Origin of the sequence: Enterobacter sp. GD03975 (assembly GCF_029838645.1) — a bacterium.
In the GTDB taxonomy this organism is placed as follows: Bacteria; Pseudomonadota; Gammaproteobacteria; order Enterobacterales; family Enterobacteriaceae; genus Enterobacter; species Enterobacter quasihormaechei.
Genome location: NZ_JAOBZC010000002.1, coordinates 60216 through 77624, shown reverse-complemented (window position 1 = coordinate 77624; position 17409 = coordinate 60216). Strand labels below are relative to the sequence as shown.

Genomic DNA, 17409 nt, shown 5'->3' with positions numbered 1-17409 from the left:
AAGCGTGGATTGCTCCACGCTTTTTTTATGTCCGGCGAAAATTACTTCGCTTTACCCTGGTTCGCCACTGCCGCCGCTTTTGCAGCGATTTCGTCGGCGTTACCCAGATAGTAATGTTTAACAGGTTTGAAGTTCTCATCGAACTCGTACACCAGCGGTACGCCGGTAGGGATGTTCAGCTCGAGGATCTCATCTTCACCCATGTTGTCCAGGTATTTCACCAGCGCGCGCAGGGAGTTACCGTGAGCAGCGATAATAACGCGCTCGCCGCTTTTCAGGCGCGGCAGAATGGTTTCGTTCCAGTAAGGCACTACGCGGTCGATGGTCAGCGCCAGGCTTTCGGTCTGTGGCAGTTCAGCCTCAGTCAGCTTCGCGTAGCGCGGATCGTGGCCCGGGTAGCGCTCGTCATCTTTGCTCAGCTCTGGTGGCGTTACCGCGAAACCGCGACGCCACTGCTTAACCTGCTCGTCACCGTATTTCTCTGCGGTTTCCGCTTTGTTCAGACCTTGCAGCGCACCGTAGTGACGCTCGTTCAGCTTCCAGGATTTCTCAACCGGCAGCCAGGCCTGATCTAGCTCGTCCAGAACGTTCCACAGGGTATGGATGGCACGTTTCAGCACAGAGGTGTAAGCAAAGTCAAAGGTGAAGCCTTCTTCTTTCAGCAGTTTACCTGCCGCTTTTGCTTCGCTCACGCCTTTCTCGGACAGATCAACGTCATACCAGCCGGTGAAGCGGTTTTCATTGTTCCACTGGCTTTCGCCGTGGCGCACCAGGACAAGCTTAGTATTAGCCATTTCTTACTCCTCAAGCATTTTGAATGATAACAATTCTCATTATATTGCCGTGACTGTGCCAGCAGCAACGCTTAACCCTAACCATAGCGAAAATAGTTCGAGAGTGTAAGATGCATGTGAATCCAGGGTTATGATTTTGTCTGCGATCGCCGCTATTTTCAGCAAGCGGAGATAAAAAAGCCCTCGCGGTGAGGGCCTGGCTTTTTTGCCGGACGGCGCTTCGCTTATCCGGCCTACATTCATAGGCCCGTGCAGGCGCAGCGCCGCCGGGCGTTAAGCGCGCGGAATGAAATGATACTCGGTGACGCTCGTGTACTCTTCACCCGGACGCAGTACGCAGTCCGGCTGCGGCCATTCTGGATGGTTAGGGCTGTCCGGCAGGAATTCGCTCTCCAGCGCCAGACCTTGCCAGGCGGCGTAGTCGTTATGTTCACGCGCCGTGGTGCCCTCCAGGTAGTTGCCGGAGTAGAACTGAAGGGCAGGGGCGGTGGTGTAGACCGTCATCTGTAACTTCTCATCCGCAGACCAGACCTGTGCGGCAGGTTGAGAAAGATCGCCTTTCGCCTGCAACAGGAAAGCGTGGTCGTAGCCTTTCACCTTGCGCTGATCGTCATCACTCATAAAATCTTGGGCGATGGTTTTCGGCTGACGGAAATCAAAGCTATTGCCGCTTACTGGTTTCAGCCCCTGATACGGAATACCCATCTCATCGACCGGCAGATACGCGTCCGCCAGGATCTGGAGTTTGTGATTACGGACATCGGTCTGGTTGCCGTCAAGGTTGAAGTAAGCGTGGTTAGTCAGGTTGACCGGGCACGGCTTGTCGACCGTCGCGCGGTACTCAATAGCGATGCGATTATCCCCGGTCAGGGTGAAGCGCGCGGTTGCGGTCAGATTGCCCGGGAAGCCCTGGTCACCGTCGAGGGAGTCCAGAGAGAACCAGACCTCACCGTCATTTTGCTGCACAATCTTCCAGCGGCGTTTATCAAACCCTTCCGGACCGCCGTGCAGCTGATTTTCACCCTGGCTTGAAAGCAGGGAATATTCTACGCCGTCCAGCTCAAACCGGCTTCTGGCGATGCGGTTGGCGTAGCGGCCTATGGACGCGCCAAGAAAAGCGTTTTGCTCAATATACTGCTCGGGGGATGCGCAGCCGAGCAGGGTTTCGCGCACGCTGCCGTCAGGCATGGGGACGCGGGCAGAAAGTAGGGTTGCGCCCCAGTCCATCAGCGTAACCACCATCCCGGCGCTGTTGCGCAGGGTTAACAGGCGATACGGCAGACCATCCGGTGCGAGTGTAGGTATTTCGTTTAGCACTGTCCGGCTCCTTGTGATGCTTTGCAGACATAGAAAGTTTCTTTGATGCCCGTTTTGGCTTCGTACTGTTTCGCCACGGCGTCCTGAACGGCAGGGACCAGCTCTTCCGGCACCAGGGCGACGACGCAGCCGCCAAACCCACCACCGGTCATACGCACGCCGCCTTTGTCGCCAATCGTGGCTTTTACAATTTCAACCAGGGTGTCGATTTGCGGCACGGTGATTTCGAAATCGTCGCGCATGGAGGCATGCGATTCTGCCATCAGTTCGCCCATGCGCTTCAGGTCACCTTTAGCCAGCGCGGAGGCGGCTTCTACGGTACGGGCATTTTCCGTCAGCACGTGACGCACGCGCTTCGTTACGACCGGATCCAGCTCGTGGGCAACCTTGTTAAATTCATCGAGAGAAACATCACGCAGGGCCGGCTGCTGGAAGAAGCGCGCGCCGGTTTCACACTGCTCGCGGCGGGTGTTGTACTCGCTGCCCACCAGGGTGCGTTTGAAGTTACTGTTGATGATCACCACCGCCGCACCTTTTGGCAGCGGAACCGCTTTGGTGCCGAGCGAGCGGCAGTCAATCAGCAACGCATGCTCTTTCTTGCCCAGCGCGGAAATAAGCTGATCCATAATGCCGCAGTTGCAGCCCACGAACTGGTTTTCTGCTTCCTGACCGTTGAGGGCGATCTGCGCGCCGTCCAGCGGCAGATGATAAAGCTGCTGGAAAACGGTGCCGACCGCCACTTCAAGCGATGCAGAAGAGCTTAATCCTGCTCCCTGCGGCACGTTGCCGCTGATGACCAGATCGGCCCCGCCGAAATCCTTGTTCCGCTTCAGAAGATGCTTTACCACGCCGCGCACATAGTTCGACCACTGCTGGCTTTCGTGGGTCACGATCGGCGCGTCGAGGGAAAATTCGTCCATTTCGTTGCCGTAATCCGCGGCGATCACCCGCACCATACGATCTGAACGTTTCGCGCAGCCGATCACCGTCTGGTAGTCAATGGCACAGGGCAGCACAAAACCGTCGTTATAGTCGGTGTGCTCGCCAATTAAATTAACGCGGCCTGGCGCCTGAATAACGTGGGTGGCAGGGTAGCCAAATTTTTCAGCAAACAGGGATTGTGTTTTATCTTTCAGATTCATTTTTAGACTCCTGATTCGCGGTAATGGACGTCGCTAACGGCACGCAGACGTTCTGCCGCCTGTTCCGCCGTCAGGTCGCGCTGGGTTTCCGCCAGCATTTCATAGCCCACCATGAATTTACGTACCGTTGCTGAGCGCAGCAGCGGCGGGTAGAAATGCGCATGCAGCTGCCAGTGTTGATTCTCTTCGCCGTTGAACGGCGCGCCGTGCCAGCCCATGGAGTAAGGGAAGGAGCACTGGAAGAGGTTATCGTAACGGCTGGTCAGTTTTTTCAGCGCCAGGGCAAGGTCGTCTTTCTGCGCGTCGCTGAGGTCGGTAATGCGCAGGACGTGGGCTTTTGGCAGCAGCAGCGTTTCAAACGGCCACGCCGCCCAGTACGGCACCACGGCAAGCCAGTGCTCGGTTTCCACCACGGTGCGGCTGCCGTCCGCCAGCTCACGCTGGGTGTAATCCACCAGCATCGGTGAACCGTTCTCTGCAAAATAGGCTTTTTGCAGCCGGTCTTCACGTTCGGCTTCGTTCGGCAGGAAGCTGTTCGCCCAGATCTGGCCGTGCGGGTGCGGGTTAGAGCAGCCCATCGCCGCGCCTTTGTTTTCAAACACCTGCACCCACGGATAGGTCTGGCCCAGCTCCGCCGTTTGCGCCTGCCAGGTGCTGACAACCTCTTTCAGCGCCTCAACGCTCAGCTCCGGCAGCGTTTTGCTGTGGTCGGGAGAGAAGCAGATCACGCGGCTGGTGCCGCGGGCGCTTTCGCAGCGCATCAGCGGGTCGTGGTTTTCCGGCGCGTCCGGCGTGTCGGTCATCAGCGCCGCGAAATCGTTTGTGAAAACGAAGGTGCCCTTGTAGTCCGGGTTTTTATCGCCCGTCACGCGCGTGTTGCCCGGACAGAGGAAGCAGTCCGGATCGTGCTGTGGCAGCGTCTGTTTTGCAGGCGTCTCTTGCGCCCCCTGCCAGGGGCGCTTGGCGCGATGCGGTGAAACTAAAATCCATTGCCCGCTGAGCGGGTTAAAACGACGATGCGGGTGATCGACGGGATTAAATTGCGTCATGACAAATCCTTAGTCCGGATAGCCCTGCGGATGGCGTGACTGCCAGTGCCAGGTATCCTGTGCCATTTCATCGAGCGTGCGGGTGACACGCCAGTTAAGCTCTTTATCCGCTTTGGAGGCGTCGGCCCAGTAAGCCGGAAGATCGCCATCGCGGCGCGGCGCGAAGTGGTAGTTCACCGGCTTGCCGCAGGCTTTGCTGAAGGCATTCACCACATCCAGCACGCTGCTGCCGACGCCGGCGCCGAGGTTGTAAATATGCACGCCCGGTTTATCCGCCAGCTGCTGCATCGCCGCCACGTGGCCGTCGGCCAGATCCATCACGTGAATGTAATCGCGCACGCCGGTGCCGTCTTCGGTGGGATAATCGTTACCAAAAATCGCCAGGGAGTCGCGACGCCCTACGGCAACCTGCGCGATATACGGCATCAGGTTATTAGGAATGCCCTGCGGATCTTCGCCCATGTCGCCTGACGGATGCGCGCCAACCGGGTTGAAGTAGCGCAGCAGCGCAATGCTCCACTCAGGCTGGGCTTTTTGCAGGTCGGTCAGGATCTGCTCCACCATCAGCTTGCTTTTGCCATACGGGCTTTGTGGCGTACCGGTCGGGAAGCTTTCAACGTACGGAATTTTTGGCTGGTCGCCGTAGACGGTCGCGGAGGAGCTGAAGATAAAGTTTTTTACGTTTGCCGCACGCATGGCGGAGATCAGACGCAGGGTACCGTTGACGTTGTTGTCGTAGTACTCAAGCGGTTTTGCTACCGATTCGCCCACCGCTTTCAGGCCTGCGAAGTGGATAACGGTTTCAATCGCGTGATCGTGAAGGATTTCAGTCATCAATGCTTCATTGCGAATATCGCCTTCCACGAAAGTCGGCTGTTTTCCCGCAAGGCGTTCAATGACCGGCAGCACGCTGCGCTTACTGTTGCACAGGTTATCAAGAATGACGACGTCGTGACCGCTTTGCAGCAGTTGCACACAGGTATGACTACCTATGTAACCGCTACCACCTGTTACCAGAACTCGCATATTTCGCTCCATTAGGCTTATGGTATGAATTAACCATAGCATATCAGAGACGCGAAAAGTGTGACATGGGATAAAATAGTGGTATCGTTTACACAGGGTTTCACACGCGCTTTTTCACAGACTTCGTGCATTTTAGATCAAAGAGATAGAGAAGTATTGTTGCGGGTTGTCTGAAAAGCGGAGGGCGGCGCCCTCCACGGGTTAATCGATTTTGCTCAGCAGGTAGCGGTAATGCTCGCCGTCAGGCACAAATTCCAGCCGATGGGTCATGCAGGACGGGGCGTCTTCAGCATGGTGGGAGACAAACAGCAACTGGGTTTCACCTTCGCTAATCAGTACATCCACAAAGCGTCGGATCAGCTGTCGGTTAAGCGGATCCAGTCCCTGCAACGGTTCGTCCAGAATCAGCAGCGTAGGGTGTTTGACCAGCGCGCGGACGATCAATGCCAGCCGCTGCTGCCCCCACGACAGGCTGTGGAAGGGCGCATCGGCTACCCGATGATCCATGCCCAGAATATTCAGCCACTCCTGCGCCAGCTTGTGCTGCTTGTCCGATACCGCCTGATAAATACCGATAGAATCAAAGAAACCGGACAGGATCACGTTGCGCACCGTGGTGCTCACGCGGTAGTCCAGATGCAGGCTGCTGCTGACATAGCCGATGTGCTTTTTGATGTCCCAGATGGTTTCCCCGCTGCCGCGGCGACGACCGAAGAGGGTCAGATCGTTGCTGTATCCCTGGGGGTGATCCCCGGTGATCAGGTTCAGCAGCGTGGATTTACCCGCTCCGTTGGGGCCGACGATCTGCCAGTGCTCACCGGGATTAACCGTCCAGCTGAGGTGATTAAGAACAGGGCGATCGTCGTAGGCAACCACGCCATCGCGCAGCACGATGCGCGGCTGATCGGGATCAAGCCCGTGGCGCGCCGATGGCGCATCCGGCTCCGGCAGGGCGATACCGTCCAGCTTTTCGCTGTGCGCCAGCTGCGCAATCAGCGCCTGCCGGAGCAGTCCGGCTTTCTCGCCGGTTTCGGTCAGGCTACAGTCAGCCAGCACGCCCGCATAATGGACGAAATCAGGGATCTCATCAAAGCGGTTAAGGACCAGCACAAGCGTGTATCCCTGCTGGTTAAGCGTTGCCAGCAACGCGGCCAGCTGCGCGCGGGACTGCACATCCAGCCCGTCAAACGGTTCATCCAGAATCAGGAGTTCCGGCTCGCTCATCAGCGCCTGGCACAGCAGCGTTTTGCGCGTCTCGCCGGTAGAAAGGTATTTGAAACGGCGGTTAAGCAGGGCGGTAATGCCAAATTGCTCCGCCAGCTGCTGGCAGCGGGCAGGATCTTTGATTTCATCCTGGATAATCTCCGCCGTCGTGCGGCCGGTATCTTCTTCACCGGGGCTGAGCAAATCGGTATTGTTACGCTGCCACTCATCGCTGACCAGCTTTTGCAGCTGTTCGAAGGAAAGGCGCGTCAGCCGGGTAAACGTGCACCGACGCCCACCCTCCAGCTGGGTTAATTCACCCGCCAGGGCGCGGGCCAGCGCCGATTTTCCGCTGCCGTTCGTGCCCACAAACGCCCAGCTTTCTCCGGCGCGCAAGGTTAACTCTGGCAGCGATAAGGTACGGGTATCGCCAAGACGAAACGTGCCTTGCGAAATATGCAATGATGACATGTGTTATCCCATTTTTTGCAGCAACAGATGTCAGGGATACCCAGAGTCGTCAGGGTTGTCAATGCGCTTAGCATAATGTGGCGATAATTACCCGGTCGGCATTGAAATATGCGGTCACTACAGCACCTTCGACTAATTTAGCCGCGTCGTTCACCGGAACGGTGGCGCAGAGCGACTGTCCATCCGGCAGGGTCATCAGCACTTCACACTGTTCTGCGCCGCGTTCAATGTGGCTGATTTCACCGTGTAGTTGGTTGTCGGCCTCTGCGGCCTGCTCAGGGTTAAGCGCGATGCCGATCCAGGGCGCTTTAAGTAATACCAGCACCTCCTGCCCTTCGTTCAGCCCGAGGCGCTGACCGCTTTGCGCGGTGATGGCGGCTTTAAGGCGCGTCGTACCGTCCGCCAGCAGGATCTCAATATGCTCCTGCACCTGCGAATGGTCGCGTCCCGTCACCGTACCAAACCACTGATTGCGGGCGCTGGTCTGTAATGAGAAACGGGAGATGGCACCCAGCAGGCTGTCCAGCGGCAGATTGTCGTCATCGCTCAACACATCAAATGCTTTTTGCTGGATCTGCGCCAGTAAATCGTAGAGCTGGATCAGACGTTGCCCGTAACGCGTCAACACGGCGCCGCCGCCGCCTTTTCCGCCTGTGGCGCGGTCAACCAGCGTTTGTTCGCTCAGGGTGTTCATGTCGTTAATCGCATCCCAGGCGCTTTTATAGCTGATGCCGGCGTTTTTGGCGCCCTGGCTAATCGAGCCAGTTTGTTCTATTTGTTTTAACAGGGCGATGCGTCGCGGATCGGCGAAAAGCTTCTGCTGAAGGCGTAGGGTGAGGAGAATTTCAGCCTGCATAACGGGGTCCCGGCAAAAAGGCTATTGTGACCCAAATGCCCTGATGCGAAAAGCGCACCGCACAAAAGGGGATGTTTTTCTTACTTTTCAGGGTAGAATAAGCCGTTCACAAGATCTGGAGAAAACCATGTTAGAGTTGTTGAAAAGTCTGGTATTCGCGGTAATCATGGTGCCAGTAGTGATGGCTATCATCCTCGGTGCCATCTACGGCCTGGGTGAAGTGTTCAACGTCTTTTCGAACATTGGTCATCGTCGTGACCAGCCTAAAAAGCAGCAATGATTTCCTCCAAAACGCCCGGTCAGTCCGGGCGTTTTGCTCTCAAGTTTATTTCTCTCCCGCCGATATCTTTTACAACGTTCCTTGAGTTTACGCACTAATGGGTACGATTTAACGCTATGAACGCCTGTGATATATCGTTATATTTATTTGTATATAACGAAACGCACAGGAGCTTCAAATGGCACGTTCATGGGTACGCCTTTTCGCAGGGGCAACGCTGACACTCTCACTCACCGGCCACGCGCTGGCGGATGAAGGAAAAATCACGGTCTTTGCGGCGGCGTCGCTGACTAACGCGATGCAGGATATTGCTGCGGAATACAAAAAAGAGAAAAACGTCGAGGTTGTCTCGTCATTTGCCTCCTCTTCCACGCTGGCCCGCCAGATCGAGGCGGGGGCGCCTGCGGATCTGTTCATCTCTGCCGATCAGAAATGGATGGATTACGCGGTGGAGAAAAAGTCTGTTGAAACGGCTACGCGCGAAACGCTGCTGGGCAATAGCCTGGTGGTGGTCGCGCCCGCAAACAGCAAGCAGGGCGACATTGCCATTAATAAACAGACGGACTGGACCCGTCTGCTGAACGGTGGCCGTCTGGCGGTGGGCGATCCGGAGCATGTTCCTGCCGGAATTTATGCGAAGGAAGCGCTGCAAAAGCTGGGCGCATGGGAGACCTTATCGCCTAAGCTGGCACCCGCAGAAGATGTGCGTGGCGCGCTGGCGCTGGTGGAGCGTAACGAAGCCCCACTCGGGATTGTTTATGGCTCCGATGCCGTCGCCAGTAAAGGCGTGAAGGTAGTGGGTACCTTCCCGGAAGACTCGCATAAGAAAGTGGAATATCCTGTTGCGATAGTTGATGGACATAAAAATGCGACCGTGACGGCCTTCGTTGACTACCTGAAGGGGCCGGAAGCGTCCGCTATCTTTAAACGTTACGGATTTACGACTCACGAATGATATTGACCGAACCTGAATGGCAGGCCGTGCTGCTGAGCCTGAAAGTCTCTTCCCTGGCGGTTGCGCTGAGTTTGCCCTTTGGGGTGTTCTTTGCCTGGTTACTGGTTCGCGTGAAGTTTCCAGGCAAAGCCCTGCTCGACAGTGTTCTTCATCTTCCGCTCGTCTTGCCGCCTGTGGTGGTCGGCTATCTGCTGCTGATCTCCATGGGGCGACGCGGCGTTATCGGCGAATGGTTGTACGACTGGTTTGGCCTGACCTTTGCTTTCAGCTGGCGCGGCGCGGTGCTTGCCGCGGCGGTGATGTCCTTCCCGCTGATGGTGCGTGCAATCCGTCTGGCGCTGGAAGCGGTGGATATCCGGCTGGAACAGGCCGCCCGCACGCTGGGCGCAGGCCGCTGGCGGGTATTTCTGACCATCACCCTGCCGCTCACGTTACCGGGCATTATCGTCGGTACGGTGCTGGCCTTCGCCCGCTCGCTGGGCGAGTTTGGTGCGACTATTACTTTTGTATCAAACATTCCGGGCGAGACGCGGACCATCCCGTCGGCGATGTATACCCTGATTCAGACGCCGGGCGGCGAAGGTGCGGCGGCCCGGCTGTGTATTATTTCGATTGTGCTCGCCCTGGTGTCGCTGCTGGTGTCGGAGTGGCTGGCGCGCCTCAGCCGTGAACGGATGGGGAAACCGTGATGCTGGAACTCAACTTTACGCAAACCCTGGGCAACCACACCCTGACGCTGAACGAAACGCTGCCTGCCAGCGGTATCACCGCGATTTTTGGCGTTTCCGGGGCGGGAAAAACGTCGCTGATAAATGCGATTAGCGGCCTGACGCGCCCCCAGTCTGGCCGCATTGTGTTAAATAATCGCGTCTTAAACGACGCGGAAAAGAAGGTTTGCCTGTCACCGGACAAGCGCCGCATCGGCTATGTGTTTCAGGATGCGCGCCTCTTTCCGCACTACAGCGTGCGCGGTAACCTGCGCTACGGCATGGCAAAAAGCATGGCCGGACAGTTCGATAAGCTGGTGGCGCTGCTGGGTATCGAATCGCTGCTGGATCGTCTGCCGTCTTCGCTGTCGGGGGGAGAAAAACAGCGCGTGGCGATTGGCCGCGCCCTGTTAACCGCGCCGGAACTGCTGCTGCTGGATGAGCCGCTGGCCTCGCTGGATATTCCGCGCAAGCGCGAGCTGCTGCCGTACCTGCAACGTCTGGCGCGGGAAATCAACGTGCCCATGCTGTACGTCAGCCATTCGCTGGATGAGATCTTACATCTGGCCGATAAAGTGCTGGTGCTGGAAGCGGGGAGGGTGAAGGCCTTCGGCAATCTGGAAGAGGTGTGGGGCAGTAGCGTTATGCACCCGTGGCTGCCAAAGGAGCAGCAGAGCAGCATTCTGAAGGTGAGCGTACTGGAGCACCATCCGCACTATGCGATGACCGCCCTGGCGCTGGGCGATCAGCATCTGTGGGTTAACAAAATCGACACGCCGATTCAGTCGACGTTACGCATCCGCATTCAGGCGTCAGATGTCTCACTGGTCCTGCAACCGCCGCTGCAAACCAGTATCCGCAATGTGTTGCGCGCAAAAGTGGCGCAGTGTTTTGATGATAACGGCCAGGTGGAAGTGCAGCTGGAAGTGGGCAGCAGAACGCTGTGGGCGCGCATCAGCCCGTGGGCCAGGGATGAGTTAGGCATCAGGCCTGGCCTGTGGCTTTACGCGCAAATCAAGAGCGTCTCTATTACCGCCTGATTACAGCAGGTGGGTATAGATAAACTGCGCGATGCTGTCGGTGGTGTTATCGCCAATCACTACGTCAGCACGCGCTTTTACCGCGTCATCGGCGTTGCCCATCGCCACGCCCGTGCCGGCGGCTTCCAGCATGCTGATGTCGTTATAGTTATCGCCAAAGGCAATCACATCGCGCATCGATCCGCCCTGAGATTCAACGAACTGGGTCAGACGTTTGCCTTTGCTGTTGCCTTTGCGGGCGATATCCACCTGATCGTGCCAGGACCATTCACATTCCAGACCCAGCGTATGCTCGACATGCTTTGCGAAGGTATTGAGTTTGCTGGTGTCCTCATCGGTCAGGGCAAATTTCCAGATGGCCTCAACGTCTTCCGCCGCCCGGCGCAGGGAGGCAACCTGAGTGAACACCGGACGCTGCGCTTCCGGCAGGGACAGAGCCCAGTTGCTGGTGCGGATCACATGACCGGTAGGGCGTTCATACAGCATGGCGTTATCCACATACATCAGGCCGTGAATTGCGTGCTCATCCAGTAAATCAATTAATTGCAGCGCCTGAGAAACAGGAAGCGGATCGGAGGTTAAAACCTTTTTTGCTTGATAATCATACAAATAGGTGCCATTACAGCAAATTGCAGGTGTATCTAAGCCCAGTGCCTGATAAAAAGGATGAATGGCAACGTGATGTCGACCCGTTACGATGAGGAGTTGATACCCCGCTTCCTGGGCTCGTTTGAGGGCTTCAAGGGAAGAGGGGAGCAGGGTTTTCTGCGGGGTAAGCAGTGTTCCGTCTAAATCCAGTGCAATCACTCGCGAGGTCATTTTTTCTTCCGGGTTAACGTTGAATTTAAGGTCTGTCGGGATGGTACACCGAGAGCGGAACCCTGCAAAATCCCGGACTACAATTCAGCATTCACCGTTAAAAAATAATCAGGAGTATTCATGAAACAAACCGTTTATACCGCCAGTCCTGAAAGTCAGCAGATCCATGTCTGGCGTTTGAATACAGAAGGTTCGCTTACGCTGGTTCAGGTTGTTGATGTGCCAGGCCAGGTTCAGCCGATGGTCGTCAGCCCGGATAAACGTTTTCTTTATGTCGGCGTGCGCCCGGAATTCCGCGTGCTGGCCTACCGCATCTCCCCGGATGATGGCGCCCTGACCTATACCGCAGAAGCCCCGCTGCCGGGCAGCCCGACCCATATTTCTACCGACCACAAAGGCAACTTTATCTTCAGCGGCTCCTACAATGCAGGCTGCGTGAGCGTTACCCGCCTGGAAGACGGTATTCCCGTTGAAACCGTCGACGTGGTCGAAGGGCTCGAAGGATGCCACTCCGCCAACATCTCGCCGGATAACCGTACGCTGTGGGTGCCCGCGCTGAAGCAGGATCGCATCTGCCTGTTTACCCTGAGCGATGACGGCCATCTGGTCGCGCAAAGCCCGGCGGAAGTCACCACCGTGGAAGGGGCAGGCCCGCGCCACATGGTCTTCCACCCGAATCAGCAGTATGCCTATGTCGTTAACGAGCTGAACAGCTCGGTAGACGTGTGGGAACTGAAAGATCCTAACGGGCAGATTGAGTGCGTACAGACGCTGGATATGATGCCATCTGACTTCTCCGACACGCGTTGGGCGGCAGACATTCATATTACGCCGGATGGCCGTCACCTGTATGCCTGCGACCGTACCTCCAGCCTGATCACTGTGTTCAGCGTCTCAGAAGACGGCAGCGTCCTGGCAGTTGAAGGCTTCCAGCCGACAGAAACCCAGCCACGCGGCTTTAACGTCGACCACAGCGGCAAATACCTGATTGCGGCGGGGCAGAAATCCCACCACATCGCGCTGTATGAAATCACAGGCGTGCAGGGGCTGCTGGAAGAGAAAGGCCGCTATGCGGTCGGACAAGGTCCAATGTGGGTAGTGATTAACGCGCACTGATCCGCAGACGAAAAAAAACCTCGCCCATGCGAGGTTTTTTTATGTCTGGAGTAGGCCGGGTAAGGCGAAGCCGCCACCCGGCAAAACAGCTTACTGCTTCGGCTCAGCAACCACTTTACTGCCCAGACCGCGGTTGTTGTATTCCCACATGCGGTTGAAGTTAGCGTCGTTCAGGTTGCGCTGCACGTTCTCTTTATCATCCACCGTGCCCGTGTTGCCGGAGAATGGACGTTTCGAGATCGCCGCATCCGCCCACGGTTTCGCCATGTTAAAGCCTTCATTAATCACGCTGTCGCGGATCACGACCTGGCCATTGGTGGCAGAGTCTACGTCCAGAGAGCGACCAAGCTGGGCAACGCCATCGCCAGCCGCAGTAAAGCGGCTATTCACGGCCAGGAAACCATAGAACAGGTTGGACTGCGTGGCCGGCGCGAACACGTAACCTTCCTGCTGAGTGCGTGAATTCACCACGCGGAAATCGGTGTTCTCAAACACCACCGCACCGCGGCCAGAGACCATATCCACGTCGCCTTCAACGTAGCTGTTGGTCACCAGAGTACGCGTCAGACGGTTGTTCTGAAGGGTGTTCTGCACGCCGCTGTTGGTCACGAAGAAGGTGTTCTGGCGGCCCAGAATATTGACGTTGTTAATCTGTACCTTGTCGCCATCGCTGCGCAGCGCCACGGCCTGGTGATTACCCGCGTCAACGCTGTCCCCCAGGGTGTTCTGAATGGTCAGGTTCTGCAATTGCAGGCCGTTGTTCTGTGACCAGAATACCGCAGAGCACATCACGCCAATGGTGGTGGCACGCTTGCTCTGGCAGTTATCAAACATATACCACGCCGGTTTACCTGGCATGTATTTACCGGCCGGGTTCACCAGATGACGCCAGGTGGTGCTGTCGATTTCGGAATCAATCGCCAGGCCAATTTTCACGTCGACCGCTTTTTCACCCAGGCCGTAAAGCGTAATGCTTCCCGGCGCGGCAGGAACGTAAACGGTTCCTTCGTATTCACCCGGCAGGATGGCAATGTACTGACGAGATGCGCTGTGTTTGGTGATGGCAGCATCAACGGCTGCCTGAATGGAGGTGTGCGTCACGCCCTGCGCCCCGGCCGGACCCACGACGAAGTCTGGCTGTTTCGGCAGATTAATAGAAGAAGGCGTCCACGGGGCTGCATTAGGATCCATCGCCGAGAAGTAGTGCGCACGGGTGAAGTTCTTCGCTTCATCCGCTGACAGGATCGGACGGGAAGCGGTGCCCGGAGCAACCTGCTCAGAAGGTTGCTGATCCGGTGGAGTTGAACTGCAAGCGGATAAAGTCACGCCAAAGGCAAGTGCCAACGCCAGACGGGAAATCCTGGATATAGTCAAGGTAATGCTCCTGGGTATGCAAGTCTTATCTGGATAGACGAAATAGCCTGCTTTTTTATACTAAGTTGAGCGAAACGGGAAGATAAAAAGGGCAAAAGTTGCATTTTTGCCCTGAGGCGACGGGAAAGTCATCACAAATAAATAACATTTTCCCACAAGGCGGTTGACAGCAGGCGACAGATGAAAATAAATGTCTATACAACCCATGACAAGTGGAAGGCACATGCAGCAGCTTCATCCCGACGATGTGATATGGCGAAATGCGCGACTGGCAACCCTGGCCGCAGGCGAGCCGGAACCCTATGGCCTGAAGGCGCATCATGCCCTCGTCGTGCGCGGCCAGACGATCCTGGCCGTTATCCCTGATTCAGAGGTTCCCTCCGGGCATTCCCAGTGTGTCGATCTCCATGGACGTCTGGTGACACCCGGCCTGATTGACTGCCACACCCATCTGGTGTTCGGCGGCGATCGCGCAGCGGAATGGGAGCAACGGCTTAACGGCGTGTCGTATCAGCGTATCAGCGAGCAGGGCGGCGGCATTAACGCCACGGTCACGGCCACCCGCAACAGTTCGCCGGAAACGCTGCTGACCGTGGCACAGCAGCGGCTCCAGCGGCTGATGAATGAAGGCGTAACGACCGTTGAAATCAAATCGGGATACGGACTGAATGCCGAAGCCGAAGAGAAAATGCTGCGGGTTGCCCGCCAGCTCAGCCTGAACAATCAGGTCGATATCAGCCCGACGCTGCTGGCCGCGCACGCCGTCCCCGCGGAGTACCGACAGGATCCGGATGCGTATCTGACGCTGGTCTGTGAGCAGATCGTGCCCGCGCTGTGGCAAAAAGAGTTGTTTGAAGCGGTGGACGTGTTTTGTGAAAACGTTGGCTTTACGCCGGCGCAAACCGAGCGCCTGTTCCGGGCCGCCACCGCGCTCGGTATTCCGGTAAAAGGGCACGTTGAGCAACTGTCGAATCTGGGCGGTGCGGCGCTGGTCAGCCAGTATAAAGGGCTGTCGGCCGATCATATTGAGTATCTTGATGAGGCGGGTATTCAGGCAATGGCGCAAAGCGGTACGGTGGCGGTATTGCTCCCCGGCGCGTTCTATTTTCTTCAGGAGCGCCAGCGTCCACCGGTGGCGCAGCTCAGAAAGCAGGGCGTGCCGATGGCCGTCGCCACCGACTACAACCCCGGCACCAGTCCGTTTGCCAGCCTGCATCTGGCGATGAACATGGCCTGCGTCCAGTTTGGCCTCACGCCGGAAGAGGCCTGGGCTGGCGTGACGCGCCATGCGGCGCAGGCGTTAGGACGTGGTGAGACGCACGGGCAGTTAAGGGCGGGTTATGTGGCTGATTTCGTCGTCTGGGAGGCGGACCATCCGGTTGAGATGGTTTATGAGCCGGGGCGGAATCCTTTATATCAACGCGTGTTTCGGGGGCAGGTAGCATGAAATTGTGGCATCCCGTTTCCCCGCAGGTGTGGCAGGGACGTGACGACAGCGCCGAGTCCAGCACCGCAAAACGTCTCTTCCAGACCATACAGCAGCGCGAACGCTTTTCACCCGTACCGTCGGGCATCGCCCTGATGGGCTTTGAATGTGATGAAGGCGTAAAGCGTAACCAGGGCAGGCCCGGCGCTGCACGGGCGCCCGATGCGTTGCGCGGCGCGCTGGCGAATATGGCAAGCCATCAGGGACATGCGCGCCTCGTGGATATGGGCTCCATTTACGTTGAGGGCAACGCGCTGGAGGCGGCTCAGCAGGCGCTGAGCGAGGCCATAACCACGTGCCAGCAATCCGGGATGCGTACCCTTGTTTTCGGCGGTGGGCATGAAACCGCCTGGGCGCACGGGCGCGGGGTACTGGACGCTTTTCCACAGGATCGCGTTGCGGTGATTAACCTGGATGCGCACCTCGATTTGCGCAAGGCCGAGCGGGCCACCTCCGGCACGCCGTTCCGCCAGCTGGCGCAGTACTGCGCGTCGCAGTCGCGGGACTTTCTCTACGCCTGCCTGGGGGTCAGCCGCGCGGCGAATACCCAGGCGCTGTGGGAGGAAGCCGGGCGGCTGAACGTTACGCTGGTCGAAGATCTTGATTTTCGCCGCGACGCGTTATCCGCGCTGGATAGCGTGCTTGCGCAGGCAGACCGGGTTTATCTTACCGTTGACCTCGATGTGCTGCCCGCCGCAGAAATGCCCGCCGTGTCGGCCCCTGCGGCGTTGGGGATCCCGGCGCTGGATCTGTTACCGGTGATTGAGCGTATCTGCCGAAGCGGTAAACTACAGGCGGCGGATCTGGTGGAATATAATCCGCACTACGACCGGGACGGTCAGGGGGCGAAACTTGCTGCCCGACTGGCCTGGCAAATTGCTCACTGGTGGGCATAACCACATTACAGGAGTCAGCATGTTTTCACGCTCACCGCAGCAACCCTCCAGCCCACCCGCACCTTTTTATGAGAAGGTGAAAAAGGCGATCAGCGAAAAAATTGCTGCCGGCGTCTGGCGTCCGCACGATCGTATTCCCTCCGAAGCCGAGCTGGTCGCACAGTTTGGCTTTAGCCGGATGACCGTCAACCGGGCGCTGCGGGAACTTACCGATGAGGGATTGCTGGTGCGTTTGCAGGGCGTCGGGACCTTCGTGGCCGAGCCCAAAGGGCAGTCGGCGCTGTTTGAAATCCGCAGCATTGCCGATGAAATTGCCGCCCGTAACCATCAGCACCACTGCGAGGTGCTGGTGCTTGAAGAGACGCAGGCCAGCGCCGAGCAGGCCATCGAGCTGAACGTTAAAGAGGGCACGCGAATTTTTCATTCGGTGATGGTGCATTATGAGAACGACATTCCGGTCCAGATTGAGGATCGCTGCGTCAACGCGGAGCGGATACCGGAGTACCTGAATCAGGATTACACCCAAACCACGCCGCACGCGTATCTCTCGCTCGTCGCCCCGCTGACGGAAGGGGAGCATATCGTGGAGGCCGTGCGCGCGACCCCGCAGGAGTGCGAGCTGTTGCGCATTAAAGAGCACGATCCCTGCCTGCTGATCCGCCGTCGGACCTGGTCGTCCACGCACATTGTGTCGCATGCGAAGCTGCTGTTCCCGGGGGATCGCTACCGTTTGCAGGGCCATTTTATGTCATAAGTTTTATAAGCGTGATCGCTAACGCAATATAGCAAAATTGTATCTTTTTTGTTAAATACGGCCTTGTGTGTGCTTGTCTATACAAGTATATCTAAATGCATCACCTGTCCCTTATGAGGAACAC

At 57.2% G+C, this 17409-nt stretch carries 17 protein-coding genes; 8 read left to right on the top strand and 9 right to left on the bottom strand.

Going from position 1 to position 17409, the window contains the following annotated elements; genetic code table 11:
• Positions 1-41: 41 nt before the first annotated feature.
• The 7 genes from gpmA to modE form a co-directional block, all read right to left on the bottom strand.
• A complete protein-coding gene (gene gpmA / locus N5C09_RS04005; RefSeq protein WP_006809557.1) occupies positions 42-794 on the bottom strand; it encodes a 2,3-diphosphoglycerate-dependent phosphoglycerate mutase in 753 nt (250 codons plus the stop codon).
• Positions 795-1067: 273 nt separating this feature from the next.
• Complete coding sequence (gene galM / locus N5C09_RS04000) at positions 1068-2111, bottom strand: galactose-1-epimerase (RefSeq protein ID WP_279748507.1); 1044 nt, start codon at positions 2109-2111, stop codon at positions 1068-1070.
• Positions 2105-3253 carry a galactokinase gene (gene galK, locus N5C09_RS03995; RefSeq protein ID WP_279748505.1) on the bottom strand — a complete coding sequence of 383 codons (1149 nt, stop codon included), beginning with the start codon at positions 3251-3253 and terminating at the stop codon, positions 2105-2107. Before galK ends, galM begins: the two co-directional genes overlap by 7 nt.
• Before the next feature lie 2 nt (positions 3254-3255).
• Positions 3256-4302 (bottom strand): galactose-1-phosphate uridylyltransferase, encoded by a 1047-nt coding sequence (gene galT / locus N5C09_RS03990; RefSeq protein ID WP_107534947.1) that lies wholly within the window; start codon positions 4300-4302, stop codon positions 3256-3258.
• A gap of 9 nt (positions 4303-4311) precedes the next feature.
• Complete coding sequence (gene galE / locus N5C09_RS03985) at positions 4312-5328, bottom strand: UDP-glucose 4-epimerase GalE (protein ID WP_063449325.1); 1017 nt, start codon at positions 5326-5328, stop codon at positions 4312-4314.
• Positions 5329-5529: 201 nt separating this feature from the next.
• Positions 5530-7002: a molybdate ABC transporter ATP-binding protein ModF gene (gene modF / locus N5C09_RS03980; protein WP_279748504.1), complete on the bottom strand. Its 1473-nt coding sequence runs from the start codon at positions 7000-7002 to the stop codon at positions 5530-5532.
• 67 nt (positions 7003-7069) lie between these two features.
• Positions 7070-7858: a molybdenum-dependent transcriptional regulator gene (modE, locus tag N5C09_RS03975; RefSeq protein ID WP_279748503.1), complete on the bottom strand. Its 789-nt coding sequence runs from the start codon at positions 7856-7858 to the stop codon at positions 7070-7072.
• 127 nt (positions 7859-7985) lie between these two features.
• Here modE and N5C09_RS03970 point away from each other — a divergent pair, with 127 nt between their 5' ends.
• The 4 genes from N5C09_RS03970 to modC all read left to right on the top strand — a co-directional run bounded on the left by N5C09_RS03970 (position 7986) and on the right by modC (position 10840).
• Positions 7986-8138 (top strand): AcrZ family multidrug efflux pump-associated protein, encoded by a 153-nt coding sequence (locus N5C09_RS03970; RefSeq protein WP_003858549.1) that lies wholly within the window; start codon positions 7986-7988, stop codon positions 8136-8138.
• 178 nt (positions 8139-8316) lie between these two features.
• Positions 8317-9093 (top strand): molybdate ABC transporter substrate-binding protein, encoded by a 777-nt coding sequence (gene modA / locus N5C09_RS03965; protein WP_063866134.1) that lies wholly within the window; start codon positions 8317-8319, stop codon positions 9091-9093.
• Positions 9090-9782, top strand: a complete 693-nt coding sequence (modB, locus tag N5C09_RS03960; protein ID WP_063866136.1) for a molybdate ABC transporter permease subunit — start codon at positions 9090-9092, stop codon at positions 9780-9782. Before modA ends, modB begins: the two co-directional genes overlap by 4 nt.
• Positions 9782-10840 carry a molybdenum ABC transporter ATP-binding protein ModC gene (gene modC, locus N5C09_RS03955; protein ID WP_112792583.1) on the top strand — a complete coding sequence of 353 codons (1059 nt, stop codon included), beginning with the start codon at positions 9782-9784 and terminating at the stop codon, positions 10838-10840. Before modB ends, modC begins: the two co-directional genes overlap by 1 nt.
• Here modC and N5C09_RS03950 read toward each other — a convergent pair whose 3' ends face one another.
• Entirely contained in the window at positions 10841-11659 is an 819-nt protein-coding gene (locus tag N5C09_RS03950) for a pyridoxal phosphatase (protein ID WP_063449319.1), read from the bottom strand.
• Positions 11660-11779: 120 nt separating this feature from the next.
• Here N5C09_RS03950 and pgl point away from each other — a divergent pair, with 120 nt between their 5' ends.
• On the top strand, positions 11780-12775 hold the full coding sequence (pgl, locus tag N5C09_RS03945) for a 6-phosphogluconolactonase (RefSeq protein WP_063449318.1): 996 nt from the start codon (positions 11780-11782) through the stop codon (positions 12773-12775).
• Between the two features lie 90 nt (positions 12776-12865).
• Here pgl and N5C09_RS03940 read toward each other — a convergent pair whose 3' ends face one another.
• A complete protein-coding gene (locus N5C09_RS03940) occupies positions 12866-14149 on the bottom strand; it encodes a putative acyl-CoA thioester hydrolase (protein WP_279748502.1) in 1284 nt (427 codons plus the stop codon).
• 223 nt (positions 14150-14372) lie between these two features.
• Here N5C09_RS03940 and hutI point away from each other — a divergent pair, with 223 nt between their 5' ends.
• Genes hutI through N5C09_RS03925 form a run of 3 tightly spaced genes read left to right on the top strand, consistent with a single transcriptional unit; the run spans position 14373 to position 17285 of the window.
• Positions 14373-15596, top strand: a complete 1224-nt coding sequence (gene hutI, locus N5C09_RS03935) for an imidazolonepropionase (RefSeq protein WP_279748501.1) — start codon at positions 14373-14375, stop codon at positions 15594-15596.
• A complete protein-coding gene (gene hutG / locus N5C09_RS03930; protein WP_279748500.1) occupies positions 15593-16531 on the top strand; it encodes a formimidoylglutamase in 939 nt (312 codons plus the stop codon). The genes hutI and hutG overlap by 4 nt, the downstream gene beginning before the upstream one ends.
• Before the next feature lie 19 nt (positions 16532-16550).
• Positions 16551-17285 carry a histidine utilization repressor gene (locus N5C09_RS03925; protein ID WP_279748499.1) on the top strand — a complete coding sequence of 245 codons (735 nt, stop codon included), beginning with the start codon at positions 16551-16553 and terminating at the stop codon, positions 17283-17285.
• The last annotated feature ends 124 nt before the right edge of the window (positions 17286-17409 follow it).

Bases quoted from the DNA above. Each gene is read 5' to 3' on its own strand.
- gpmA (WP_006809557.1), bottom strand. From the start codon at position 794: ATGGCTAATACTAAGCTTGTCCTGGTGCGCCACGGCGAAAGCCAGTGG.
- galK (WP_279748505.1), bottom strand. From the start codon at position 3,253: ATGAATCTGAAAGATAAAACACAATCCCTGTTTGCTGAAAAATTTGGC.
- galT (WP_107534947.1), bottom strand. From the start codon at position 4,302: ATGACGCAATTTAATCCCGTCGATCACCCGCATCGTCGTTTTAACCCG.
- galE (WP_063449325.1), bottom strand. From the start codon at position 5,328: ATGCGAGTTCTGGTAACAGGTGGTAGCGGTTACATAGGTAGTCATACC.
- modF (WP_279748504.1), bottom strand. From the start codon at position 7,002: ATGTCATCATTGCATATTTCGCAAGGCACGTTTCGTCTTGGCGATACC.
- modE (WP_279748503.1), bottom strand. From the start codon at position 7,858: ATGCAGGCTGAAATTCTCCTCACCCTACGCCTTCAGCAGAAGCTTTTC.
- N5C09_RS03970 (WP_003858549.1), top strand. From the start codon at position 7,986: ATGTTAGAGTTGTTGAAAAGTCTGGTATTCGCGGTAATCATGGTGCCA.
- modA (WP_063866134.1), top strand. From the start codon at position 8,317: ATGGCACGTTCATGGGTACGCCTTTTCGCAGGGGCAACGCTGACACTC.
- modB (WP_063866136.1), top strand. From the start codon at position 9,090: ATGATATTGACCGAACCTGAATGGCAGGCCGTGCTGCTGAGCCTGAAA.
- modC (WP_112792583.1), top strand. From the start codon at position 9,782: ATGCTGGAACTCAACTTTACGCAAACCCTGGGCAACCACACCCTGACG.
- N5C09_RS03950 (WP_063449319.1), bottom strand. From the start codon at position 11,659: ATGACCTCGCGAGTGATTGCACTGGATTTAGACGGAACACTGCTTACC.
- pgl (WP_063449318.1), top strand. From the start codon at position 11,780: ATGAAACAAACCGTTTATACCGCCAGTCCTGAAAGTCAGCAGATCCAT.
- hutI (WP_279748501.1), top strand. From the start codon at position 14,373: ATGCAGCAGCTTCATCCCGACGATGTGATATGGCGAAATGCGCGACTG.
- hutG (WP_279748500.1), top strand. From the start codon at position 15,593: ATGAAATTGTGGCATCCCGTTTCCCCGCAGGTGTGGCAGGGACGTGAC.
- N5C09_RS03925 (WP_279748499.1), top strand. From the start codon at position 16,551: ATGTTTTCACGCTCACCGCAGCAACCCTCCAGCCCACCCGCACCTTTT.